The 25,136-nt window shown below is 71.2% G+C and carries 17 protein-coding genes and 1 pseudogene; 14 read left to right on the forward strand and 4 right to left on the reverse strand.

The annotated features are described in order from the left end of the window. The first annotated feature begins 116 nt into the window (after positions 1–116). From OO68_RS05800 to OO68_RS05815, 4 genes are all read left to right on the forward strand, one after another. Positions 117–2,129: a flavin monoamine oxidase family protein gene (locus tag OO68_RS05800; protein ID WP_033307044.1), complete on the forward strand. Its 2,013-nt coding sequence runs from the start codon at positions 117–119 to the stop codon at positions 2,127–2,129. Positions 2,130–2,342: 213 nt separating this feature from the next. Further along, a complete protein-coding gene (locus OO68_RS05805; RefSeq protein ID WP_033307045.1) occupies positions 2,343–3,326 on the forward strand; it encodes a Bug family tripartite tricarboxylate transporter substrate binding protein in 984 nt (327 codons plus the stop codon). Next, complete coding sequence (locus OO68_RS05810) at positions 3,323–3,862, forward strand: tripartite tricarboxylate transporter TctB family protein (RefSeq protein WP_033307046.1); 540 nt, start codon at positions 3,323–3,325, stop codon at positions 3,860–3,862. The genes OO68_RS05805 and OO68_RS05810 overlap by 4 nt, the downstream gene beginning before the upstream one ends. A gap of 1 nt (position 3,863) precedes the next feature. After that, positions 3,864–5,360: a tripartite tricarboxylate transporter permease gene (locus tag OO68_RS05815; protein ID WP_033307047.1), complete on the forward strand. Its 1,497-nt coding sequence runs from the start codon at positions 3,864–3,866 to the stop codon at positions 5,358–5,360. A 302-nt stretch (positions 5,361–5,662) separates the two neighbouring features. Here OO68_RS05815 and OO68_RS43790 read toward each other — a convergent pair. The 3 genes and pseudogenes from OO68_RS43790 to efeU form a co-directional block, all read right to left on the reverse strand. Further along, a pseudogene (locus OO68_RS43790) lies at positions 5,663–6,006 on the reverse strand (ABC transporter permease family protein); the annotation flags it as partial. A 126-nt stretch (positions 6,007–6,132) separates the two neighbouring features. Further along, complete coding sequence (gene efeB, locus OO68_RS05825) at positions 6,133–7,407, reverse strand: iron uptake transporter deferrochelatase/peroxidase subunit (protein ID WP_033307048.1); 1,275 nt, start codon at positions 7,405–7,407, stop codon at positions 6,133–6,135. Positions 7,408–7,457: 50 nt separating this feature from the next. Then, on the reverse strand, positions 7,458–9,641 hold the full coding sequence (gene efeU, locus OO68_RS05830) for an iron uptake transporter permease EfeU (RefSeq protein WP_033307049.1): 2,184 nt from the start codon (positions 9,639–9,641) through the stop codon (positions 7,458–7,460). Between the two features lie 271 nt (positions 9,642–9,912). On the opposite strand from efeU, the gene OO68_RS05835 reads away from it, so the two are divergent. The 4 genes from OO68_RS05835 to OO68_RS05850 all read left to right on the forward strand — a co-directional run bounded on the left by OO68_RS05835 (position 9,913) and on the right by OO68_RS05850 (position 14,919). After that, entirely contained in the window at positions 9,913–10,617 is a 705-nt protein-coding gene (locus OO68_RS05835) for a VOC family protein (protein WP_033307050.1), read from the forward strand. Positions 10,618–10,676: 59 nt separating this feature from the next. Next, the gene (locus OO68_RS05840) at positions 10,677–11,786 is read left to right on the forward strand and encodes a GDSL-type esterase/lipase family protein (RefSeq protein ID WP_033307051.1); all 1,110 of its coding nucleotides are present in this window, start codon (positions 10,677–10,679) and stop codon (positions 11,784–11,786) included. A 156-nt stretch (positions 11,787–11,942) separates the two neighbouring features. Continuing rightward, positions 11,943–13,592, forward strand: coding sequence for a cellulase family glycosylhydrolase (locus OO68_RS05845; protein ID WP_033307052.1), 1,650 nt, complete (start codon positions 11,943–11,945; stop codon positions 13,590–13,592). Positions 13,593–13,800: 208 nt separating this feature from the next. Next, the gene (locus OO68_RS05850; protein WP_033307053.1) at positions 13,801–14,919 is read left to right on the forward strand and encodes an acyltransferase family protein; all 1,119 of its coding nucleotides are present in this window, start codon (positions 13,801–13,803) and stop codon (positions 14,917–14,919) included. 10 nt (positions 14,920–14,929) lie between these two features. On the opposite strand, the gene OO68_RS05855 is transcribed toward OO68_RS05850, so the two are convergent. Beyond that, positions 14,930–17,062, reverse strand: a complete 2,133-nt coding sequence (locus tag OO68_RS05855; protein ID WP_033307054.1) for an alpha-galactosidase — start codon at positions 17,060–17,062, stop codon at positions 14,930–14,932. Between the two features lie 106 nt (positions 17,063–17,168). On the opposite strand from OO68_RS05855, the gene OO68_RS05860 reads away from it, so the two are divergent. The 6 genes from OO68_RS05860 (at position 17,169) to OO68_RS05885 (ending at position 25,043) form a co-directional block, all read left to right on the forward strand. Next, positions 17,169–18,206 carry a LacI family DNA-binding transcriptional regulator gene (locus tag OO68_RS05860; protein ID WP_051814490.1) on the forward strand — a complete coding sequence of 346 codons (1,038 nt, stop codon included), beginning with the start codon at positions 17,169–17,171 and terminating at the stop codon, positions 18,204–18,206. 71 nt (positions 18,207–18,277) lie between these two features. Next, positions 18,278–19,603: an ABC transporter substrate-binding protein gene (locus OO68_RS05865; protein WP_033307056.1), complete on the forward strand. Its 1,326-nt coding sequence runs from the start codon at positions 18,278–18,280 to the stop codon at positions 19,601–19,603. A 2-nt stretch (positions 19,604–19,605) separates the two neighbouring features. Beyond that, positions 19,606–20,529 (forward strand): carbohydrate ABC transporter permease, encoded by a 924-nt coding sequence (locus OO68_RS05870; protein ID WP_033307057.1) that lies wholly within the window; start codon positions 19,606–19,608, stop codon positions 20,527–20,529. Beyond that, positions 20,526–21,350: a carbohydrate ABC transporter permease gene (locus OO68_RS05875; RefSeq protein ID WP_033307058.1), complete on the forward strand. Its 825-nt coding sequence runs from the start codon at positions 20,526–20,528 to the stop codon at positions 21,348–21,350. The genes OO68_RS05870 and OO68_RS05875 overlap by 4 nt, the downstream gene beginning before the upstream one ends. Before the next feature lie 88 nt (positions 21,351–21,438). After that, positions 21,439–23,907, forward strand: coding sequence for a CBM35 domain-containing protein (locus tag OO68_RS05880; RefSeq protein ID WP_033307059.1), 2,469 nt, complete (start codon positions 21,439–21,441; stop codon positions 23,905–23,907). 149 nt (positions 23,908–24,056) lie between these two features. After that, the gene (locus OO68_RS05885) at positions 24,057–25,043 is read left to right on the forward strand and encodes a sporulation protein (protein WP_033307060.1); all 987 of its coding nucleotides are present in this window, start codon (positions 24,057–24,059) and stop codon (positions 25,041–25,043) included. Positions 25,044–25,136 lie beyond the last annotated feature (93 nt).

The raw sequence follows: 25,136 nt of genomic DNA on the forward strand, positions 1-25,136 counted from the left end.
ACGCCGTGGGCGGCGAACCCGCCGTGACGTGAGGGTTTTGCCCCTGATTCGCTCCTTAGGGGCAACACCCGGGCGAACGGCGGCGGCCCGTCACGGCCGCCATTACAAAGATCGCCATGACTGATGATCACGCGATGGTGTGCTCTGAGGGTGGTTTCTCCCGGCGGGAGTTCGCGGCGGTGGCCGGCACGGCCACGGTGGCGACGGCCCTGGCCGGCGGTACCGCCACGGCCCTGCCCGCGCCGGCCGCGCCGCTCGCCCCGGCCGTTCCCGGCGGCGGTCGCGGCGCCGACTCCGACCGATGCCTCGCCGTCGCCCGTGCCCTGCTCGTCCTGGATTCCGACGACCGCCCCCTCGTTCCGCGCTACCTGCGCGTCCTGAAAGACGGACTGCCGGCGCGACGGACCCGCCCCAAGGACGTCCTCGTCATCGGCGCCGGCCCGTCCGGACTGGTGACCGCCTGGCTGCTGAAGGAGGCGGGGCACCGGGTGACGGTCCTGGAGGCCAACGGCAACCGCGTGGGCGGCCGCATCAAGACCTTCCGCAAGGGCGGCCACGAAGGCGCCGCGCAGCCCTTCGCAGATCCCGGCCAGTACGCCGAGGCGGGCGCGATGCGCATCCCCGGCAGCCATCCGCTGGTGATGGAACTCATCGACCGGTTCGATCTGAAGAAGCGGCGCTTCCACTACGTCGACGTCGACGAGGAGGGACGTCCCGCCGCGCGCACCTGGATCCACGTCAACGGCATCCGCGTGCGGCGCGCCGACTACGCCCGCTCCCCCCGGCGCGTGAACCGGTCCTTCGGGGTCCCGAAAGCCCACTGGGACACGCCCGCCGCGGCGATCCTGCGTGCCGCACTGGACCCCGTGCGCGACGAGTTCAGCTACGTCGGCCGGGACGGCAAGCGGGTCGACAAACCGCTGCCGGAGCGGCTGCGGGGCTGGGCGCGGGTGGTGAAGCGGTTCGGCGACTGGTCGATGTTCCGCTTCCTCACCGAGCACGCGGGGCTCGACGAACGGACCGTCGACCTCATCGGCACCCTGGAGAACCTCACCTCACGCCTCCCGCTGTCCTTCATCCACAGCTTCATCGGCTCTTCCCTCATCAGCCCCGACACGCCTTTCTACGAGCTGGAGGGCGGCACGGCCGTGCTGCCGGACGCCTTGCTCGAACGCGTGCGCAAGGAGGTGCGGTTCGACCGCCGGGTGACGCGCATCCAGTACCACCACCCCGGCCGGCCGTCCCCGGACGGCGGGCACGTGCGGAGCAAGGGCCCGCACGTGTGGGTGGACACCGTGTCCGAGGGGCGCGACGGCCCGGTCGTCCGCGAGCAATTCACGGCCGACGTCGCCGTGGTGACGGTGCCGTTCTCCGGGCTGCGCCATGTGCAGATCGACCCGCCGCTGTCCTACCGCAAGCGCCGCGCGGTCTGCGAGCTGCACTACGACAGCGCGACCAAGGTGCTGCTCGAATTCAGCCGCCGCTGGTGGGAGTTCGACGAGGACGACTGGAAGCGCGAGCTGAACGCCGTCGACCCGGGCCTGTACGACGCCTACCGCACCGGCAAGGCTCCCGCGGACGGCAGCCTGCTCGGCGCGCACCCCTCCGTGCCCGGCGGGCACATCACGCAGGCTCAGCGCACCCACTACGCCGCCAACCGCGCGATCGGCCGCGACCAGCCGGAGGCCGCCGGTGTCGTGGGCGGCGGCTCGGTGTCGGACAACGCCAACCGCTTCATGTTCAACCCGTCCCACCCGGTCCCGGGCAGCGCGGGGGGCGTGGTCCTGGCGTCCTACAGCTGGGCCGACGACGCCCTGCGCTGGGACTCCCTGGACGACGAGGCGCGGTATCCGCACGCGCTGTGCGGTCTCCAGCAGGTCTACGGCCGGCGCATCGAGGTGTTCTACACCGGCGCGGGGCGTACCCAGAGCTGGTTGCGCGACCCGTACGCCTACGGGGAGGCGTCGGTGCTGCTGCCCGGGCAGCACACGGAGCTGTTGCCCGTCATCCCCGAGCGTGAGGGGCCGCTGCACTTCGCCGGGGACCACACATCCGTCAAACCGGCGTGGATCGAGGGGGCGTTGGAGTCGGCCGTGCGGGCCGCCCTGGAGGTCCACACGGATCAGTGACCGTTGATCGCGGGGCCCCGGTGCGCACGCGCCGGGGCCCCCGTGCGTTCGGCTCGCGCATGGCGGCGCTTCCTGCGACCGCAATGACCAAAACCTCCGTTGCTTCCGGAAGGGAGACAGCCCACCGCAGCCCGGGCACCATGTGGCCCACGTCACCCTCCCCCACAGGGCGTATCCCTACCCGCATCGACGTACCGACAGGTGGTGGCACTCGTGCGCCTGCGCACTCCCCTCGCCCTGCTCGGGGCCGCCGTGCTCGTGCTCGTCGGACCGCCGCTGCTGACCACCGGCAGCGGTTCCGAGACCGGCACACAGATCCCGGGCCTGCGTTTCATGGTCCCCAACACGCCCGGCGGCGGCTACGACATCACGGCCCGCACGGCCGCGAAGAACGCCGAGGACGCCGGACTCACCCACAACATCGAGGTGTTCAACCTGCCCGGTGCCGGCGGCACGGTGGGCCTGAGCCGGCTGGTGAGCGAGCACGGCAACGGCAAGCTCGCCATGTCCATGGGTCTCGGAGTCGTGGGCGCCGTCCGTTCCAACGACGCGCCCAAGACACTCGGGGACACCACGCCGATCGCCCGGCTCACCGAGGAGCAGGACGTCGTCGTCGTGGCGAAGGACTCGCCGTACAAGACGATCGACGACCTGATCGGCGCCTGGAAGCAGAACCCCGGCAAACTCCCGGTGGGCGGCGGCTCGTCGCCCGGCGGGCCCGACCACCTCGCGCCGATGCTGATGGCCCGGGCCGCCGGGATCCCTCCGAAGCAGGTCAACTACATCCCCTTCGACGGCGGCGGCGAACTGCTCGCCTCGATCCTCGGCAACAAGGTCGCCTTCGGGGTCTCCGGGGTCGGCGAGTACCTGGACCAGATCAAGGCGGGCGAGCTGCGCCTCCTCGCGGTCACCGGCCCGAAGCGGGTCGGCGGGCTCGACGCGCCCACGCTGAAGGAGGCGGGCTACGACGTGAATTTCACCAACTGGCGCGGCATCGTCGCCCCGCCCGGCCTGAACGACGGAGAGCGCGACAAGCTCGTGAAGCTCGTCGAGGAACTCCATGACTCGGACGAGTGGCGGGGGTCCCTGAAGCAGAACGGGTGGGACGACGCCTTCCTCACCGGCGAGAAGTTCGGCGCGTTCCTCGACGCCGAGGACAAGCGCGTGGTTTCGGTGCTGAAGGAGCTGGGACTGTGACGACGCAGACCGACATTCCCCCCGCCGAGACCGGCGGCGCACGGCGCTCGTGGCTGCGGGAGCACTCCGAACTCGGCGTGTGCGCCCTGCTGCTGGCCCTGGGCGTCCTCGTCCTGACCGACGCGCTCACCATGGACGTCGACATCGCCCAGCGCGGCCCGGTCGGCCCGAAGACCGTGCCGATCGTGGTCGGGGCCGGCCTGCTGGTCATCGCCGCCCTGCTCGCCCTGGACGTGCTGCGGGGCGGCCGGGGCCAGGCCGAGGGCGGTGAGGACATCGACCTGTCCGAGCCCGCCGACTGGCGCACCGTGCTGCTGCTCGCCGGGGTGTTCCTCGGCGCGGCCGTGCTGATCGAACCGCTCGGCTTCCCCATCGCGGGCGCGCTGCTCTTCTGGGGCGCGGCCTTCGCGCTGGGCAGCCGCCGGATCGACCGTGATCCACTCATCGCGGCCGGGCTCTCCCTCGTCACCTACACCGTCTTCAACAACCTGCTCGGAGTGCCCCTGCCCGGCGGTCCGCTGATGGGAGTGCTGTGACATGGATGCCTTCAACTCCCTCCTGGACGGCTTCGGTACAGCCCTCACACCCATCAACCTCCTGTGGGCCGTCACCGGTGTGCTGCTCGGCACGGCGATCGGCGTGCTGCCGGGCATCGGCCCGGCGATGGCGGTCGCGCTGCTGCTGCCGGTGACGTACGGGCTCGACCCGATCGGCGCGTTCATCATGTTCGCCGGCATCTACTACGGCGCGATGTTCGGCGGCTCGACCACCTCCATCCTGCTCAACACGCCCGGGGAGAGCGCGGCGGTGGTGGCTGCCATGGAGGGCAACCCCATGGCCAAGTCCGGGCGCGGCGCCCAGGCCCTGGCGGCGGCCGCCGTCGGGCACTTCGCGGGCGGCCTGATCGGCACGCTGCTGCTGGTGGCGCTCGCGCCGACGGTCGCGAAGCTGGCCGTGGACATCGGCGCGCCGGACTACTTCGCCATCATGGTGCTGGCGTTCATCGCGGTGACGTCGGTGCTGGGCTCGTCCCGCATCCGGGGTCTCGCCTCCCTGCTGATCGGCCTCACCCTGGGCCTGGTGGGCCTGGACCAGATGACCGGCCAGCAGCGCCTGACGTTCGGCTCGCTCCAACTGGCCGACGGCATCGACGTGGTGATCGTCGCGGTCGGGCTCTTCGCGATCGGCGAGGCCCTGTGGGTGGCGGCGCACCTGCGGCGCAGACCGCCGGAGCCGATCCCGGTGGGGCGTCCGTGGCTGGGTCGCGACGACGTGAACCGGACCTGGAAGTCGTGGCTGCGCGGCCCGTTCATCGGCTTCCCGTTCGGCGCGGTCCCGGCCGGCGGTGCGGAGATACCCACCTTCCTGTCGTACGTGACGGAGAAGCGCCTGTCGAAGCACAAGGACGAGTGGGGCAAGGGTGCCATCGAGGGCGTAGCGGGCCCGGAGTCGGCGGCGTCGGCCTCGGCGGCGGGCACCCTGGTGTCGATGCTGACCCTGGGCCTGCCGACCACGGCGGTCGCGGCCGTGATGCTGGCCGCGTTCCAGCAGTACGGCATCCAGCCCGGTCCGCTGCTCTTCGAGCGCGAACCCGACCTGGTGTGGGGTCTGATCGCCTCGCTCTTCGTCGGCATGGTGCTGCTGCTCGCGCTGAACCTGCCGCTGGCGCCGGTGTGGGCGAAGCTGCTGCGCATCCCCCGGCCCTACCTGTACGCGGGGATCATGTTCTTCGCCGCGGTCGGCGCCTACGCGGTCGGCGGTGAGGTGATCGACCTGGTGATCCTGCTGATCATCGGCCTGATCGGCTTCGGGATGCGCCGCTACGGGCTGCCCGTGCTGCCCGCCGTGATCGGTGTGATCCTCGGCCCGAACGCCGAGCAGCAGTTGCGGCGCGCCCTGCAGATCAGCGACGGCAGTGTGACGGGTCTGGTCAACACGCCGTTCGCGGTGACCGTGTACGCGGTGATCGTGCTGCTGCTGGTGTGGCCGCTGCTGAGGAAGGCGGTGACGCGGGACCGCGCCGAGGCGGCCTGACCCGGTCAGCGCGGCACCAGCTCCCGGGTGCCGTCCGGGAAGCGGATCTCCACCTCACCGGACACGGCGACCCGTACGCGCGTTCCTGAACCTCGCGCGTACGGGTCGCCGTTCGTCCTTCGGCCGCCATTCGTCTTTCGGCCGTCGCCCGACTCCAGGGCGCCGTTCACCTCAGGATCGGCGCTCAGCACGACGAGGGTGACCAGGAGGTGGGTGCCGCCCGGGTGGGCGGGCAGGGTGAGGTACGGGGTCGCAGAGTGGTGGCCGCAGGCGTTGGCGCCGGCCGCGTGGGCCACCGCCGCCCCGGCGTCCCGCCACCCGTGCAGTCCCACGACGATCACCGGGCGGCTCAGACCGCTGTTGAGCAGGCAGGTGTCCCCGAGCACCTGCTGGAACAGTGCGACGACGATCAGCCACGAGATGAAGTGCGGCAGATACCCCACCGACTGCACGAACCGGCGCACCGAGCTCCAGGTGAGGGTGTGCGGCAGCAGGGCGAGACCGAGCGGCACCGGGAAGTAGAAGACCAGCTGGAGGACGGCGATCCAGAGCGTGTTGAGGACCGCGTCCCGGAAGGCCTCGTCCTCCCGAACATGCGCCGGAAGTTGCCGGACCCCACCCAGGGGCTGCCCCGCAGGCCGTCAAACTGGCTTACGGGAACGAGCAGGTGCGAAGGGGGCGACGCCCCATCCGCCGCCCCTCCACAGGGGCGAAGGGCCCCCGTAAGACGGGACTTCGGGCCGGCGCCGCCGGCCGCGGGGACCTCGGTGCGTCAGGCCGAGAGCAGCCCCCTGCCGAGCCAGTCGGAGGAGTCCCGCACGCCGGGCAGGGCGAAGAAGTAGCCGCCGCCGGTCGGGGAGATGTAGTCGACGAGGGGCTCGTCGATCAGCCGGGTCTGCGTGGCCTCGAACTGGCGGCGCACGTCCTGCTGGTAGCAGCAGAAGACCAGCCCCATGTCGAGGTTGCCGACGTTGTCGACGCCCCGGTCGTAGTTGTAGCCCCGGCGCAGGATCCGGGAGGTGTCGGTGTTCGCGGTGCGCGGGTTGGCGAGCCGGATGTGCGCGTCGAGCGGGATCGCGGTGCCGTGCGGGTCCTTGGCGTAGTTCGGGCTGTCGGTCTCCTTGGCACCGTCGAGCGGGGCGCCGGTGTCCTTGCGCCGGCCGAACATCAGCTGCTGCTCGGACAGCGAGACCCGGTCCCAGAACTCCACGAGCATCCGGATGATCCGGACGACCTGGTAGCTGCCGCCGGCCGCCCAGGACGGCTCGCCCTGTCCCTCGCCGACCCACACCAGGTGGTCCATCTCGCGGGCCGACGCGACGTCCGGGTTGACGATGCCGTCCTTGAAGCCCAGCAGGTTGCGCTGGGTGCCGCTGGGCCGGGGCACGTTCTGGAACCCGTCGACGCGCCACCGGATCTGCAGCGCCCCCCGGGTGTGCTTGGCGATGTCGCGCAGCGCGTGCAGCACGGTGTCCTGGCGGGCCGCGCAGATCTGCAGGGACAGGTCGCCGTGGCACTCGGCGGGGTTCAGGTTGTCGTTGGGGAAGGTCCGCATCGGCGTGAGGCGGCGCGGCTTGGCCCGGGCGAGTCCGAACCGGTCGTCGAACAGGGAGGCGCCGGCCCCCACGGTGACGGTGAGCGCGTCGGCCGGGACGACCGGTCCGAGGATGCCGTTGTCCGAGGGCGGGGCACCGACGCCGAGGTCCTCGGGCGTGCCGCCGGAGGTGAGGAGGCGGGCCCGGTCGGTGAGCGTCCGCAGCAACTCGGCCAGGTCCTTGCGGCCGTCGGCGATGACGTCGAAGGAGACGAACGCCGCGGCGGCTTGCGCGGGGGTGAGGATCCCGGCCTGGTGGGTGCCGTGGAAGGCCACCGGGGCGGCGCTCTGCTGCTCGGCCGCATGGGCCCTCGCTCCGCCGCTCCCGGCGAGTGCGACTCCGCCCCCGGCCAGGACGGCTCCGGCCGCCCCGGCCCCCAGGGCCGCCTTCACGAAGGAGCGGCGGCCGGCGTGGGCGGGGCAGCCCGGCGGCGGCGTGTCGGCGGACGGCATGAGGGGGTTCCCTTCGGAGTCTTCTGCGGGGTGATCGCCTCGCCCGGCGCTCATGCGGACTTCCTGACTTCGAGCAGGTCCGGCACCGGCGAGAGGTCTTCGAGGAGCTGCCCCGTGGCCCCGTCGAGCCGGGCCTTCGCCGTGCGGTCGAGCCGGTCGACAGGGGTCCAGCCGGTGCCGTGGTGTGCGGAGTCGAGCAGCTTCTGCAGGCGCGCGATGTCCGCGTCGACGGTGGGCAGCAGACGGGGGGCACGCGTGGTCAGCAACGGCTCGAGTACGACGAGCAGTTCGCGTGTGCCGGCGAGGTTGGCGTCGGCGGTGGCCAGTCCGGTGCCGCTGCCCTGGTCGGTGTCGCCGGTCAGTTCGAACTGGAGGGTGTTCTCCAGGATCTCGTGGGCGCGCAGGGGCAGGTCGGAGAAGTCGAAGTACTGGTGCGGGAAGGCCTTCCGCAGTCCGGCGCTGTCCTCGGCCAACTGCTGTGCCAGGCCCTTGAGTTGGGACGCCGGCTCACCGTGCCACAGCCCGTACTCGATGCGGAGGAAGCCGGTGAAATCTCTGTCGTGCACGCCGCCCGGCAGCCCGTCGGGACGCCCGTCGATCTTCTGGTCGAAGTACTCGAAGGTCCCGTAGGCGGCGCCGAGGGAGGCGTAGGTGCGGTGGGCCGTCAGCCAGTCGGCGCGGGCGGTGCCCAGGCGCCCGGCGCGGATGTCGTCACTGAGCTTCCGGGTCTGGGTGACGAGTGTCGCCAGGCCCCGGTCCACGTACGCCCGGTACGCCTTGAGCGGCGCGGCGAGATCCCGTTCGGAGACGGGGACGACGGCGTGGGCGCCAGTGGCGCCGCCGACCCGGACCGCCTTCGAGGTGACAGCCCTGCCGTCGGCCGGCACACAGCGCCAGGCGTACGTCCCGCCCGCCACGGTGGCGACCAGGTCCCGTGTGGTGCCGGGGGCCAAGCCCTCGATCTCACCGTAGACGGCGTTCGAGGACGGGTCGATCAGATACACCTCGGACGTCTGGTTCCCCGTGTTGTGCATCAGGAAGTCCTGCCGCCCGGGCTCGGGCGCGGTGAAGCCCCGCCCGCAGTCCGTCTCGGAGACGGCGACGGTCTCACCGGCGGCGGGCTTGGGGTGCGACAGGGCGACGACGAGGCCGGCCAGGAGAGCCGGGACGGCGACCACGGCGACGGGGATCAGCCAGGCGGGGCGGCGGCGGGTGGTTGCGGTGGTGGGGGCGGATGGCGGCTCGGTGGCGGAGGGCCGGGCGGCCGGCCGCTCGGCGGCGGGGGGCGGGGCGGCCGGCGGGGTGACCGATGGGACGGCCGGTGGGGCGTCCGCACGCTTCCCGCCGGCGACCGCCTCATCAGCGCCGGCACCGGCACCCGCACCCGCACGGGCAGGGACACCCGCACCCGACTGTTCCCGCACTCCCCGCACTCCCCGCACGAACAGTGTCATCACCACGGCGAGATATCCGGCGTACCCGGCCACTTGGAGCCAGGTCATCGCCGGAGTCAGGTTGAGCACGCCTTGGAGCAGCGCGCTGTACCAGGCTCCGGCGTCGACGCTGCCGCTCAGGTCGAAGGCGTAGGCCGTCCCGCCGGGCAGGACCGTGCCCTCCTGGAGGTCGCGCAACCCGTAGCCGAGCACACCGGCGGCGATGACGATGAGCACCACGCCCGTGGCGGTGAAGAAGCGGGTGAGGTTGATGCGCAGGACCCGCCGGTACAGCCCCCAGCACAGGGCCGCGGCCAGGACGAGACCGATGCCGGCGCCGGTCAGGGGCCCGGCCGACTCGTTCGCCGCGCGGGCCGTGGTCCACAGGAACAGCGCGGTCTCCAGGCCTTCGCGGCCCACCGCGAGGAAGGAGGTGAGGACCAGGACACCGGCGCCCATGGCCAGGGCCTCGGTGACTTTCTCCTTGATCTCGCCCGCGAAGCCGCGGGCGGATCGCCGCATCCAGAACACCATCGCGGTGACGAAGGCGACGGCGACGATGCTCAGCGTTCCGCCGAAGGCCTCCTGCGCGGTGGCGGACAGGGAGGCCGCTGTGAAGGTCAGGACCGCACCGAAGCTCATCGACAGCGCGATCGCCGCCAGCACCCCGGTCCACACCTGTGGCAGCCGCGATCGGGCCCCGGCCCGTACGAGGGTGGCGACCAGCACGGAGACGATGAGCCCGGCTTCGAGTCCTTCCCTCAGCCCGATCAGAAAGCTCGGAAACGCGTCGTCCCACATGTACCGGCCCTTCCGGCCCAACGCCCGGCCCCGCAGAGGCGGGTTAGCCAAGGCATGCCTTACCGACGCCGACCATCATGGACTCGGCTTTCTGGGCACCCGGTCATGAATGCCTCATGCCCCGGCAAAAATCCTGACGGTTTCCGGCCAACGGGCGGGGCCCTCTGCCGCGGCTTCCCCGCGGCCACTTCCGCGTGCGCGGCGGCGGAAACTCCCTTGCGGAGCCGTCCGGGGGCGCGATACCCAGCATCGGGACGACAAGGAGCACGAGATGACGACCCGTCTGGGTTCATTGAACGAGTTCTGCTGGATGGACCTCAAAACCCGCGACCCTGCCGGCACCGCCGCCCTCTTGTCCACGACGCTCGGGTGGCGTTTCACGGTGGACGAGGAGGACTGGCGCAAGGCCACCAAGATATCCGTCGACGGCCAACAGATCGGTGGAGTCAGCGATCTGGCGAACCCGGTCTACCCACCGGGAACACCGGCCCACATCGCCTACTACCTGGCGGTCGACGACATCGATCGCCGTGTCGAAGCCGCAACGGCCCAAGGCGCTCACCTTGTCGTACCTCCCTTCGACGCGGGCGATCAGGGCCGCATCGCGACACTGATCGACCCCGAGGGCGCCGCCTTCTCCCTCTGGCAACGGCGCGGCTTCCCCGGATGGACCTTCCCGCCCCGCCTGGCGGGTTCTCCGCACCGCATGGCCCTCGCCTGCGACCGGCCCGACGAGGCCCGGCACTTCTACGAGAAGACCACCGGAGCGCCCCTGTTCTGCGCCGACTTCATCACCGCGGTAGGGCCCGAGGCATCCGCCCCACAGTGGGAACTGGTGGTCGCCGTCGATGATCTGGACAACGTCAGCCGCGCGCACGATGACGGCCGGGCCTCGGTCACCCGCTCCGAGGAGAACGGCCGTCACATGGTGCGGCTGAGCAGCCCTGAGGGACTGTCCTTCCTCTTGACGCGTTAATGACAAGGATGGCTTGATGAGGTGGGAGCGCTCCCACCTCATCAAGGGAAGGGACCACCATGCCCAGAACCCCCCACTCGGCCCCGCACTTACGCGTCATGTCGGTGCTCGGCCTGCTGGCCGCCCTGCTCCTCCCCCTCGGCGTGACGTTCGCCCCGGGGGCGCTGGCCGCGCCCACGGCGGACCCCGTGCGCGTCATGCCGCTCGGCGACTCGATCACCGGCTCGCCGGGCTGCTGGCGGGCCGTGCTGTGGAACCGGCTGGTCAACAGGGGATACAAGGACATCGACTTCGTCGGCACCCTCCCCCCGCAGGGCTGCGGACAGGCGCACGACGGGGACAACGAGGGGCACGGCGGCGAACTGGTCACCAGTGTGGCCGACCAGAACCTGCTGCCCGGCCGACTGGCCTCCACGCGCCCGGACATCGTTGTCATGCACTTCGGCACGAACGACGTGTGGAGCAGCATCGCCCCCGACCGCATCCTCGCCGCCTACACCAAGCTCGTGACGCAGATGAGGGCCTCCAACCCGGACATGCGGATCCTCGTCGCACAGCTCATCCCCATGAACCCGAGCAGTTGCGCCGGCTGCGCGCAACGGGTCGTCGACTTCAACGCGCGGATTCCCGGCTGGGCCCGGGCGACCGGCACCGACCGCTCCCCCGTCACCGTGGTCGACCAATGGACCGGCTTCAGCACGGCCGCCGACACCTACGACGGCGTGCACCCCAACGCCTCCGGCGACGACAAGATCGCCGCCCGCTGGTTCCCGGCCCTGTCGGCGGTACTAGACGCCGGCGTCCCGCAGGACCCGGGCGACCCCGGTGACCCGGGCGAGGACCCCGCGGCCTGCACCGCGCGTTTCCGGGCCGTCTCCTCCTGGCAGGGCGGCTATCAGGGCGAGGTGACGGTGACGAACACATCGGCCTCCGCCGTCCGCGGCTGGACCGCGACCGTCGTACCGGCGAACGGAGCGCGTCTCACCCAGCTCTGGAACGGCAGCCTCACCACGGCCGCCGACGGTACGGCCACCGTGCGGAACGCGGCGTGGAACGGCACCCTCGCCGCCGGCGCGAGCGCCGCCTTCGGCTTCGTCGCCACCGCCCCGGCAACGGCCGGCACCCCGGCGGCGACCGTCACCTGCACGGGGACGGCACCGGCCGCATGACAGCCGCGCCGGGCCGGCTGCCCCCGGCGACGGGCCTCTACCCACCGAGCCCGACAGCAGGCCCCGTTCAGCACGGAAGCACAGCAGCACAACAGCGCGACAGCGCGACAGCGCGACCGGCAACGTGCCCGACCGACCCCCACCGATGGAGCCGTCATGAGACTCCGCCCCACCTCCACCTCCACCCCCACCCCTCCACGCCTGGCCATCGCGGCCGCCACCCTGCTCGCCCTCTTCCTGTCCTTCCTCGTCCTCACCCCGCCGGCCCAGGCCGCCCCCACCGGCTTCCGGGTGCAGAACGGCCGGCTGCTGGAGGCCGGCGGGAACGACTTCGTGATGCGGGGCGTCAACCACGCCCACACCTGGTATCCGGACCGGATCAGTTCCCTCGCCCACATCAAGGCCAAGGGCGCCAACACCGTTCGCGTGGTCCTCTCCAACGGTGACCGCTGGACCCGCAACGACGCCGCCGACGTGACGAACGTGATCTCCCAGTGCAAGCAGAACCGGCTGATCTGCGTCCTGGAGGTGCACGACACCACGGGCTACGGCGAGCAGAGCGGAGCGACCACCCTCTCCCGCGCGGCCGACTACTGGATCAGCGTGCAGAGCGCCCTGGCCGGCCAGGAGGACTACGTCATCGTCAACATCGGCAACGAGCCGTACGGCAACACCAACTACACGGCGTGGACGGCCGACACCAAGGCCGCGATCCAGAAGCTCCGCACCACCGGCTTCGACCACACGATCATGGTCGACGCGCCCAACTGGGGCCAGGACTGGGCGTTCACGATGCGCGACAACGCCGCCTCGGTCTTCGCCGCCGACCCCGACGCCAACACTGTCTTCTCGATCCACATGTACGGGGTCTTCGACACCGCCGCCGGGATCACCGACTACCTGAACCGCTTCGTCACCGCCAAACTGCCCATCGTCGTCGGCGAGTTCGGCCACGACCACTCGGACGGCAACCCCGACGAGGACACCATCCTGGCCGTCACCCAGCAGCTCCGCCTCGGCTACCTCGGCTGGTCGTGGAGCGGCAACGGCGGCGGGGTCGAGTACCTGGACATGGTCACGAACTTCGACCCGGACCAGCTGACCAGCTGGGGCCGGCGGCTCTTCAACGGCGCGAACGGCATCGCCGCCACGGCCAAGGAGGCCGCGATCTACTCCGGCAACGGCGGTGACACCACTCCCCCGACCGCTCCCGGTACCCCGACCGCCTCGGGAGTGACCTCCTCGTCGGCCACCCTGACCTGGGCCGCCGCCTCCGACGCGACCGGCGTCACCGGCTACGACGTCGTCCGGATCAGCGGCGGCACCGAGACGGCCGTCACCAGCAGCACCCGGACCACCGCCACCCTCACCGGGCTGTCCCCCGCGACCTCCCACACCTTCGCCGTCTACGCCCGCGACGCCGCCGGCAACCGCTCGCCCCGCTCCGGCACGGTGACGGTCACGACCTCCCCCGGCGGCTCACCGTCGGCCTGCGGTGTCGGCTACCGGGTGACGGGCAGCTGGCAGGGCGGGTTCCAGGGCGAGGTCGTCCTCCGCAACACCGGCACCTCGGCGATCAACGGATGGACGCTGCGCTGGACCTTCCCGGACAGCCAGCGCATCACCAACCTGTGGGGCGGCACGGCGACCCAGAGCGGTTCCGAGGTGAGCGTCGCGGCCGCCTCGTACACCGCGACGATCCCCGCGTCGGGCTCGGTCACCCTCGGCTTCACGGCCACCCGGTCGGCCGCGAACCCCAGCCCGACGGCCTTCACCCTCAACGGCGCGGACTGCTCCGTGAGCTGACCGCCGCCTCGTGCGACGGTGCCGCCGCGCTTTTGGGCCCGGCGGCACCGCCGTCGCTGTGATCCGCGCTACACCGCGAGGGAAAGCGGTTTACGTCGTTCCGCAGTGGTCAGGCGGCGGGGATGTCGCACCGGCACCCCACCGCCGCACCCCCGGCACATCACGCAGGCACCCGTCCGGGTTCCCCGAACCCCGCGCGGGAGGCGTGATGAGCGAGGACACCCTGCGCATGCGTGCGGTCACGGCCGGCGGGACGGAGCGGAGAGCGCCGCAGCCCGTGCCGGAAGCGGCCGGCCGACGGGATGCCTTCTTCGACAACGCCAAGTACCTGGCGATCGTGCTGGTGGCGATCGGGCACGCCTGGGAGCCGCTGCGGGACGGCAGCCGGGCGGCCGGCGCGCTCTACATGGTGGTGTACGCCTTCCACATGCCGGCGTTCATCGTCATCTCCGGCTACTTCTCGCGCTCCTTCGACGCGAGCCCGGGTCGGATCAGGCGCCTGGTCACCGGGCTCGCGGTGCCGTACGTCGTCTTCGAGACGGCGTACACCCTGTTCACCCGGTGGACCGACCAGGAGCCGGACCGGCCGGTCAGCCTGCTGGACCCGCTCTACCTGACCTGGTTCCTGGCGGCCCTGTTCATCTGGCGGCTGACCACTCCGATCTGGCAGCGCGTGCGGTGGCCGCTGCCGATCGCCCTCGTCGTCGCGATGATGGCGACGCTCTCGCCGTCCATCGGCAACGACCTCGATCTGCAGCGCACGCTGCAGTTCCTGCCGTACTTCGTCCTCGGTCTGCTGCTGCGGCCCGAGCACTTCCACCTGGTGCGGCGCCGCTCGGCTCGGATCATCGCCGTGCCGGTCTTCGCCGGTGCGCTCGCGGTGGCCTACTGGGCGGTGCCGCGGATGAGCGGCGCCTGGTTCTACCACCGTGACAGCGCCGAGGAGCTCGCCGCCCCCTCCTGGTACGGGCCCGTCATGACGCTGGCGACCTTCGGCTGCTCGCTGGTGCTGGTCGCCTGCTTCCTCGCCTGGGTGCCCGGCCGCCGCACCTGGTTCACCGCGCTGGGCGCGGGCACGCTCTACGGCTACCTGCTGCACGGCTTCGTCGCGCAGGGGTCCAAGTTCTGGGGCTGGTACGAGCCGGCGTGGGTGCACCGGCCCCTGGGCGAGATCCTCGTGACGGTCGCCGCAGCGGTGCTCGTGACGGTCCTGTGCACCCCGCCGGTGCAACGGATGTTCCGCTGGGTGATGGAGCCCGACATGGTGTGGGCGTTCCGCCGGGACGCGGGCGACCGGGCGCGGGAGCGGAACGCCGTACGGGCGTGAGCGGACCCTCTCACGGCTCCTGACCGAGCCGGATCAGCAGCACCCCGGGCGTGCGCGGCACGGACACCGTCAGCCCCTCCCCGTCCCAGACGGCCCCGCCCGCGCCCGCCGACGACGGGTGCAGGACGTCCACCCGGACGTCCCTGCCCGCCAGGTGCCGGACGGGGATGCGGAGTCGCGCCGGTCCGCCCCGCCGCCAGACCGAGAGGTACGCCGTGCCGTCACCGGGGACCCGCAGCCCCAGGGCCAGCCACTCGTCCGTCCAGCCGGGCAGGCCCAGCGGCCAGAACGGCAGGGCCCGGGCGAGGTCGCCGCGGATCGACTTGTAGACGTCGACGGCGTCCTGGACGAGGGCGCGCTGGTGGTCCGACATGCGGTTCAGGTGACCGGAGAGGTGGATGCGGCCGAGGAGGGCACCGCCGAGGGTCCAGGCGATCAGGTCGTCGTCGTACTCGGGCTGCGGGTAGGCCCAGACGGCGCCCTGCTCGGGCGGGACCGCGGTGGGCGCCGAGGCGGCGATGGGCGGGTAGCTCAGCGGGTCCTGCTGATCGCTGGTGGACTGGATCTGGGCGACGGCGAGGGTGGCACCGTCCATGCGCATGCCGCCGGAGGCGCAGTTCTCGACGACGAGGCCGGGGTGGCGGTCCAGGATTCCGGAGAGCCAGTCCAGGTAGGCCTGGGCGTGCCCGAGCAGGCCCGCTCCCGGTGCGAGATCGCCGGGGGCCTGGGTGCCGGGGTCGACGACGATGTTGTAGTCCAGCTTGAGGTAGCCCACGCCCCAGTCGCCGGCGATCCGGTCGACGGTCTTGTCGAGGTGGGCGCGGGCGGCCGGGTGCCGCAGGTCCAGCTGGTGACGGCCCTGCTCGGTGAGGCGTACGCCGTCGCGCTGGAAGAACGCCTCGGGCGGCAGCTCGGCCGCGACGGGGCTGCGCACCCCGACGACCTCCGGCTCCAGCCACAGCCCGGGCACCATGCCGCGCTCACGGATCCGGTCCAGGACGGCCCGGATGCCGCCGTCGGGGAAGCGTCGCGGCGAGGGCTGCCACGCGCCGACGCTGTCCCACCAGCCCCGGGTGTCGTCGTCGTACCAGCCGGAGTCGATGCAGAAATACTCGGCGCCCGCGTCGGCGGCGGCGTCGATCAGCGGCAGCAGCTTGGCCGTGGTCGGGTCGCCCATGAGGGTGTTCATGTAGTCGTTGAAGACGACGGGGAGGGCGGTGTGGTCGGGGTGCGGGCGGCGGATCGCCCGGCGGTAGGCGGTAAGGGCGGCCAGGGCGGTGTCGAGGTCCGGGCCGAGGGCCAGGGCACCGGGGACGGTGGTGAACTCCTCGCCCGGTTCGAGCCGGACCCGCCACTGGTGCTCCGCGTCCGTGGGGCCGTTGAGCGCCAGGTAGGTGCCGTGCGCGCGTTCACCGAGGTCCCAGCGCCAGCCGGCCGGGGACTCGACCTGCCAGGCCCAGGCCCGGCCGCCGCCCCGCTCGGTCAGGGCGCCCATGGCCAGATGGCCGTCGGTGGGCCAGCTGCCGCGCCCGGTGAGGGCGAGGGCGGCCCGGCTGTCGTGCTCGTGGACGTCCGTGTTGATGTCGGCGACGGACGCGCGCAGCGGCTCGGCGTACCAACGGCACTCGGCGAGCCAGTCGTTGCGGGCCCGGTGGACGTCGAGGGCGTCGGGGGCGGGCAGGCCGCCGAGCAGGAGGCTGCTGACGGACTGGACGACCAGGGGCGCACGGCCGTTGTTGCGGAGCCGGACGCGGGAGCGCAGGACGGGCAGGCCGGCCGGTGAGGTGAGTTCGACGAAGGCCGTCAACCCTGTTTCCGGGTCGTGGAGTTCGGCGGTGAGCCACTCCCGGCCGTCGCGTTCGCCGGTCCGGTGGGTCCGGTAGGCGAGCCGTGCACCGAAGGCCGTGCCGGTGAAGCGGGGGCCGGACCAGCCGCTGCCGTGGCCGAGGGCGGTGAGTTCGACCAGCGGGAGCGCGCCCTGCGGGGCGGCTTCGCGATCGTCGCCGGGGTGTGTCAGCCGGACCAGGCGCAAGGTCCCGTCGGCGGTGACGGCGAACCGGGCGGCGAGCGTCTCGTGTCCCCAAGTGAACTGGTCGCGCCACTGGTTGGAGGCCGTGTACGCCGCATCCGCCGTGCCGGTCAAGGTGCTCCCCCTCCTGGCCCCGCCCCGTTGCCGGGGAGCGGAGGTCCGCGTGAATCCCTCGTTACGGTCTCTTGACGACCCAAGTGTGACCGGTCACAATCCTCGCATGAATGTGACCGGTCACACAAGGCGCCCGGCGAGCATCAGGGACGTCGCCACGGCCGCCGGGGTTTCGTACCAGACGGTCTCGCGGGTCATCAACGGCCATCCCAGCGTCCGGCCGGCCACCCGCGAGCGGGTGCTGGCCGCCATCGAGGAGCTGGGCTTCCGTCGCAACGCCACCGCCCTCGCCCTGGCCAGCGGGCGCACCCGCACCGTGACCGTGCTCACCGCGAACACCACCCACTACGGCTACGCCTCGATCCTGCAGGGCATCGAGGAGTCGGCCCGGGCCGCGTCCTACGCGGTCGGGATCGGCGTGCTGGAATCCGCCGAGGACGCGGCCGTCGCCGCCGAAGTGCAGCGCGCGACGGACGCCGGCGGCGGGATCGTCGTGATCGCCTACGATCCGGCCGGTGTGCGGGCGCTGGGAGCGGTGCCCGAAGGGCTGCCCGTGGTGGGCGTGGTCGAGACTCCGGCGAGCCCGCCCGGCGGCGACAGCCCCTGGGTGTGGACCGACGACCGCGAGGCCGCCTACCAGGCGACCCGGCATCTGCTCTCCCTCGGCCACGAGACCGTGCACTACGTCGCCATCCCCTCCAGCACCCGCCGCACCAGCGCCCGCACCAGCGGCTGGCGGCAGGCGCTGAAAGAAGCGGGCGCCCCGGAACCCCGCCCGGTGCAGAGCAGTTGGGGACCCGCGGGCGGTCACGCGGCGGCGCTGAAGCTGGCCAGGGACCCGTCCGTCACCGCGATCCTGTGCGGCAACGACGACCTCGCGCTCGGCGTGCTCCGCGCCCTGCACGAGACGGGCCGCGCCGTGCCGGGCGAGGTCAGCGTGGCCGGGTTCGACGACGCCCCGCACTCCGCCTTCCTCACCCCGTCCCTGACGACCGTGCGCCTGGACTTCACGGGCCTCGGCCGGGCCGCGTTCGCCCTGCTGCACGGGGCGTTGGAGGAGTCCGCGCCGGTCGCCCCGCATCCCGTGTCCGTACCGGAACTTGTCGTGCGGGAGAGCTCGGGCCCTCCGCCCTCGGGCTCCTGAACGTCCCCTGTGAGCGCCGCAGTTGTGAGTCCCGCTTCCTGAACCGAACCGTCTGCTCGGAAAGGCACGAGATGCACAGAAGACTTCTCTCCGCCCTGGCACTGATATGTGCCGCGGGACTGGCCGCCACCGCGTGCAGTGATCCGACCGCCGGGGATGCCGGTGCCGACGACGGCGGGCAGACGGCGGTGAACCCGACCGCACGGCTTGACGGCGTGAAGCTGACCATGTGGACCGCGCAGAACACGGTCAACGCGCCCAGGCAGGCCATCGACGCCTTCGAGAAGGCCACCGGAGCCGAGGTCGACACCCAGGCGATCCCGGACCTCTACGAGCAGAACGTGCCGACGAAACTGGCCTCCGGCGACCGCCCCGACCTGATGTTCTGGCAGCCTTCCGTCTCCACCCTGCCGTTCGTCCAGCCGCGGCAGAACCTCATCACGCTCGACGGCGAGCCCTGGGTCTCCCAGCTCGGCGACACGGAGAAGTCCCTCGGCGTCATCGACGGCAAGCGCTACGCGGCGATCGTGACCAGCCCGGCCATGCTCGGCGTCTACTACAACAAGGACGTCTTCCGGCAGGCGGGCATCGCCGAGAAGGACTTCCCCCGGTCCTACGACGAGCTGCTCGCCCTCGGCCACCGGGTCGCCGACAAGACCGACGCGGCCGCCTTCTACGAGGCCGGCGGCGACAAGTGGCCGCTCCAATGGCAGATGCAGGTCCAGCTCACCGATCTGGACCGGCAATGGTGGGCGGACCTGAACGCCGGCAGGAAGAAGTGGACCGACACGGTCGTGGTCGGCGCGATCAAGAAGTACAAGGACAAGCTGCTCGACGCCGGGCTCGCCCAGAAGAACTACCGCACGGGCACGTTCACCGGGCAGGCCGACGCCCTGTGGAAGGGCGAGGCCGGCATGGTCCTCAACGTCACATCCTTCCAGAGCCAGTTGCAGGCCAAGTACGCCACCGCCGAGATCGACAAGAGGATCGGCTGGTTCCCGGTCGCCAACTCCTCGGCGACCGGCCTGTACTCCCCCGACCAGACCAACGGGGTCGTAGCCTTCAAGACGGGTGACGAGAAGCGGCAGGACGCGGCCCGGCAGTTCCTCGCCTTCTGGCTGGGACCGGACTACCCGGACTACATCAAGGCGATGAAGATCCCGTCCGTGCAGCCGTCCGTGCCCACCCCCGGCGGGCTGCCCGAGACGTCCAAGGCCCAGGTCGCGGCCCTGCCGAAGGCCATCGGCGTGTTCCAGGCCAAGGCCATCGTCGCCCCCGACACGCACCTCTACCTGGCCGACATGATCTTCGGCAAGAAGAGCCCGCAGCAGGTCGCGCAGGCGATCCAGGACCAGTTCGCGCAGGTGGCCAAGGCCCAGGGCGCACCCGGGTTCTGACGATGGCGGACACGGTCGTACGGACACGCAAGCAGCCATCGGCAGCCGGCCCGCCGAGGAGCGTCGGGCGGCTCCCGCGTGCCGCGGTGCACCACCCCTGGTGGTTCGCGCTTCCCGCGATCGCCGTCTTCGCGGGGTTCTTCCTGGTGCCCAACCTGCTCAACTTCTACTACCCGTTCACCGATTGGTCGTCGTACCACGCGGACATCGCCTTCACGGGCCTGGACACCTTCCGGACCATCGCCGAGGACGGTTCGCTGCTGCGCGCGATCCGCACGACGCTGGTGTACGCGCTGCTGGCGGCGGTGTTCCAGAACGGTTTCGGGCTCGTGCTGGCGCTGCTGCTGGAGGACGACAGCCGCTTCAACCGGTTCTTCCGGGCCGTCTTCTTCCTGCCGGTGCTGATCTCGGCCCTCGCGACCGGGTACGTCTTCCAGGCGCTCCTCGACCAGGACGGAGCGGTCAACTCGGTGCTGGGCACCGACATCCCGTGGCTGGGCTCGACGACCTGGACACTGGTGATCGTCACCCTGATCCACGGCTGGAAGTGGATGGGCCTGGCCATGCTGATCTATCTGGCGGGACTGAAGGGCATCCCGGGCGACATGCTCGAAGCCGCCCGGATCGACGGGGCCGGGCCGTGGCGGACGTTCTGGTCGGTGCGCTGGCCGATGCTCGCGCCGGCCGTCACCTTCAACGTCACCACGGCACTGATCGGTTCGATGAACACCTTCGACATCGTGCAGGCCACGACCGGCGGCGGGCCCGCGGCCTCCACCGAGGTCTTCAACATCTACATGTTCCGGATCTTCGGGCAAGGCCTGTACGCGCAGGCCTCCGCGATGAGTCTGGTGCTCTTCCTCGTCGTGGTGGCCGTGGCGATCCCGCTGGTCGTGGGGCTCCGGCGAAGGGAGCAGATGCTATGACCCCGGTGTGGCGCTACGGCCGTCCCGCCCTGGTCCTGCTGCTGGCGGGGCTGGCCGTGGGCGTGCCGCTGTGGCTGGTCGCCGTCACCTCGGCCAAGCCGCAGGCGGAGGCGATCAAGCCGAACCTGGACCTGCCCCGGCACTGGCAGCCCGCCGCCAACTACGCGGACGCCCTCGCCGAGGGCGAGATGCTGCGCGGATTCCTCAACTCCCTGCTGGTCGTGCTGCCTTCCGTGATCCTGGTGCTGATCCTGGGCGCGGGTGCCGCCTGGGTCTTCGCGCGGCGGAAGTCGAGGCTGGTGTCGGCGGCGTACGCGCTGTGCATCAGCGGTCTGCTGCTGCCGCCCGCGGTCATCACCATCGTGATGGAGCTGCGCCAGCTGGGCCTGGCCGGCACCCGGCCCGGCATGATCGCCGTCTACACCGGCATGTACCTGTCGACGTCGATCTTCTTCATGACCGGCTTCATCCGCGCCATCCCCCTGGAACTGGAGGAGGCGGCCCGGATGGACGGGGCGACGCCGTCGCGGATCTTCTGGCGGATCGTCCTGCCGCTGCTCCGGCCGGTCATCGCCACGGCGACGATCATGGTGATGCTCTACGCCTGGAGCGACGTCTTCTACGCGTTCTTCGTCCTCGGCGGCGGAGACCGGGCGACCCTGCCGCTCAACCTCTACCAGGTCGCCAGTGCCCAGCTCTACCTCAACAACTGGCACCTCGTCTTCGCGTACGTCGTGGTGATGAGCCTGCCCATGGTCGCCGTGTTCCTCGTCGGCCAGCGAAAGATCGTGTCCGGAATCACCAGTGGAGCCGTCAAGTGACTGGAGGTCCAGCAGCGTGATCACCCCCACCCGCACGAGATCCCGTACCAGAACCGCCCTGTTCGCAGCACTACTTGGAGCAGCCGCCATGGCAGCCACCCTTCCCACGGCCGGCCCCGCGGCAGCCGCAGCCGATCCGCAGCGCCTCACCGTCGACCTCGGCGCCTCCGAGGGCCCGGTGATGCTCGGCGCCAACGGCTCCCTCTACGGGCTCAGCGACGACGGGGTGCCCAGCGACGCCGTGATGGAGCCCTTGAAGATCACCAGCATCTCGCAGAAGCCGGAGGGCGGCGCCCAGCACCCCAACGGCGACGCCCTCACGGTCTCGAAGTCGTTCTTCCGCACCGGCGGCGGCGAGATCAACGTGATGATGCAGGACATCTACGCCAAGTGGCCTTACGAGGACCTCGGCATCGACGACTACCTCCCCAGGGTCGACAAGATCGTCAAGGAGATCTCGGCCGACCCGAACAGCGACCGCTTCGTCTACATCCCGTTCAACGAGCCCGACCAGATCTGGTACAAGCTCGACGTCCAGGACCAGGCGCAGTACGAGAAGAACCGCGACCGGTTCTTCAAGGACTGGAAGACGGTGTACCAGCGGATCCGGGCGATCGACCCCGACGCGCGCATCGCCGGACCCAACGAAGCCGCTTATCACACGCGTCTGTTGAAGGACTTCCTCGCGTTCACCAAGCGGGAGAACGTCGTTCCCCAGGTGATGACCTGGCACGAGCTCGGCTCCGGCTCCCTGCGCGACTTCCAGGCGCATTACGACGACTACCGCAGGCTGGAGCGCGAGACGGGCATCGCCCCCCTGAAGATCAACATCGACGAGTACGCCAACCGCCGCGACCTGTCCGTGCCGGGACAGCTCGTGCAGTGGGTGTCGATGTTCGAGCGCAACAAGGTGTTCGCCAACATGGCGTACTGGGACGCCGCCGGCAATCTCAGCGGACACGTGGTGCGCTCCAACATTCCCAACGGCGGCTGGTGGCTGTTCCGCTGGTACGCGGGCCTGACCGGGAACACCGTGAAGGTGACGCCGCCGCAGCCGAACACCATCGACACCCTCCAGGGGCTCGCGTCCCTGGACACCTCCCGCCGCCAGGCCCAGGTGCTGCTCGGAGGTGCGGACGGCGACTCGGACGTGGTCGTGAAGAACGTCCCCCGCTCGGTGTTCGGCCGTACGGTCACCGCGACGGTCGCCGAGGCCTCCTGGTCCGGTTACGAGGGGCAGCACGCGGCTCCTCGGGTCCTGGCGCGCACCAAGGTGAAGGTCGCGGACGACGGCTCGGCGACGGTCCCGCTGCGCGGCCTGCACAAGATGTCGGCGTACCGGATCGTCCTCACCCCCGGCGGCTCGGGCACCCCGGCCCTCGCCTCCGTCCCGTGGTCGGCGTCGTACGAGGCCGAGGACGCCGCCGTCACCGACGGCAAGGTCTACACCCAGGGCACGGTGGGCAACGCCAACGGCTACGCGGCCTCCGGCACCAAGGACGTCGGCTCCCTCAACCAGCCGGGCAGCAAGGTCGCGTTCACGGTGAACGTGCCGGAGGACGGCACGTACGACCTCGCGATCCTGTACGGCAACCAGTCCGGCGGCCCCGCCACGCAGAAGCTGAGCGTCGACGGCGCCGACCCGGTGACGGTCACCTACCCCTCGACCGAGAACTGGACCTATCGTGCCAAGAACGACGTCCGCGTCCGGCTGAAGGCCGGGACGCACCAGTTGGTGCTGGCCAAGGGCGACGCCGAGGTCACGCTCGACCGGATCGACCTGACGCGCGCCACCGGCGCGGCCTCCGCGTCGTACGAGGCCACCCTGGCGGACAACAGAGGCAAGCCGTCGTACGACTACTCGTCCTCGGCCGGCGTGGGCACGGGTGCGCTGGTGCTGCGCTCCGGCGACAAGGCCGTCTTCGACGTGTACGCCCCGCGTGACGGCTACTACACGGTGACCCCGCGGACCTCTGCGGCGGTGCGGCTCGCCCTGCACGGCGAGAAGGTCACGGCGGCGCCCGGCCGCCCGCTGCGGCTGTACCTCGTCGCGGGCAACAACCGGGTCGCGATGACGTCGGGCCACGCCGCCGTCCGCTCCCTCGACGTCTCCGGCGACGGCTCGGCGTCCGGCACGCTCTCCTACGAGGGGGCCTCGGCCACGCTCGCGGGTGGCGCGAAGCTCGTGGACAGCCCGCACGCGTCCGCCGGCTCGTACATCGGCCGGCTCGGCAACAGCTCGTCCAGCACCGCCGAGTTCACGGTGACCGCGCCGAGGTCCGGCCGCTACGTGCTGGTCGTCCACTACGCCCACAACGACCGCCGGGACAACGGCCACGCATACAACACGGACATCATGTCCCGTACGGCGGACATCAGGGTCGGGGACGCCGCACCGCAGAAGGTCACGTTCAAGAACACCTGGAGCTGGGACGACTACTGGACGGTCGGCGTCCCGGTCGATCTGGCGAAGGGCGCGAACAAGGTGACGTTCGGCAACGCCTCCGCCTGGGCGCCGAACATCGACAGGATCGAGCTGGGCCGGGTCGTGGGCTGAGCGACGCGACTGCTGACGCCGGGTCAGCGAGTTCTGGTGCCGCAGTCCGCCTTGGAGGCGGGCTGCGGCACTGTCGCGTCGAGGGTGATCCCCTATGCTTCTACATGTTTGTAGAAGTCACACGCACATGAAGGAGTGGACACGCCACCATGGTGTTCAAACGACTGCTCGGCGCGCTCGGCGTCGGCGGCCCCACGGTCGACACGGTTCTCGATCCCGCTCCCGTCCGGCCCGGCGGCACGCTCAGCGGGCAGGTCCATCTCGTGGGCGGCAAGGCCGACTTCGAGATCGAGCACATCACCCTGGAGCTGGTGGCCCGGGTCGAGGCCGAGCACGAGGGCGGTGAGAGCGAGGGCGTCGTGGCCTTCGACCGGTTCACCGTCGGCGGCGGCTTCCGGCTCGCGGAGGGCGAGCAGCGCAGCGTGCCGTTCAGCGTGGCCGTGCCCTGGGAGACACCGGTCACCCAGTTGCACGGGCAGAGCCTGGGCGTGGTCCTCGGGGTGCGCACCGAGCTGTCGGTGGCGGGCGCGAAGGACAAGGGCGACCTGGACGAGTTGAACGTCTCGCCGCTGCCCGTACAAGAGGCCGTGCTCGAAGCCCTCGGCGGACTCGGGTTCGGATTCCGGTCGGCCGACCTCGAGTACGGGCGCATCGGCGGCACGGGCCAGCGGCTGCCGTTCTACCAGGAGATCGAACTCCTCCCCTCACCGCAGTACGCGCAGCAGGTCAACGAGATCGAGCTGACGTTCCTGGCGAACCCGGGCGGCATGGAGGTGGTACTGGAGGCCGACAAGCGGGGCGGCTTCCTGTCGCCGGGTCAGGACGCGCTCATCCGGTTCACCGTCTCCCACGGCGGGGTGGAACAGCAGGACTGGCCCTCGGTCGTCAGCGGCTGGATGCGGCAACTGGTCGAGCACCGAACCTCCTACGGCTCCCCCACCCCGTTCGTCCCGGCCGGGCACGGGCACGAGGGGCAGCACCGGGACGGCCACCGCTCGGGACCGGGCATGGGCACGGCCGTCGCCGCGGGTGCGGCGGGACTGGCCGTCGGCGTCGTCGGCGGCATGGTCGCGGGAGAGGTCGTCGACGAGGTCGGGGACTTCTTCGAGGGCGACGAGGAGGAAGAGGAGGGCTGAGGCCGGCCCCGGCGGCTCCCCGGGTGGAACGTCCCGTTGTCTGCCGGGTGCGGCGCCGTTGTGGCTCGTCGCGCAGTTCCCCGCGCCCCTCAC

It is taken from the genome of Streptomyces iakyrus (assembly GCF_000717055.1).
In the GTDB taxonomy this organism is placed as follows: Bacteria; Actinomycetota; Actinomycetes; order Streptomycetales; family Streptomycetaceae; genus Streptomyces; species Streptomyces iakyrus.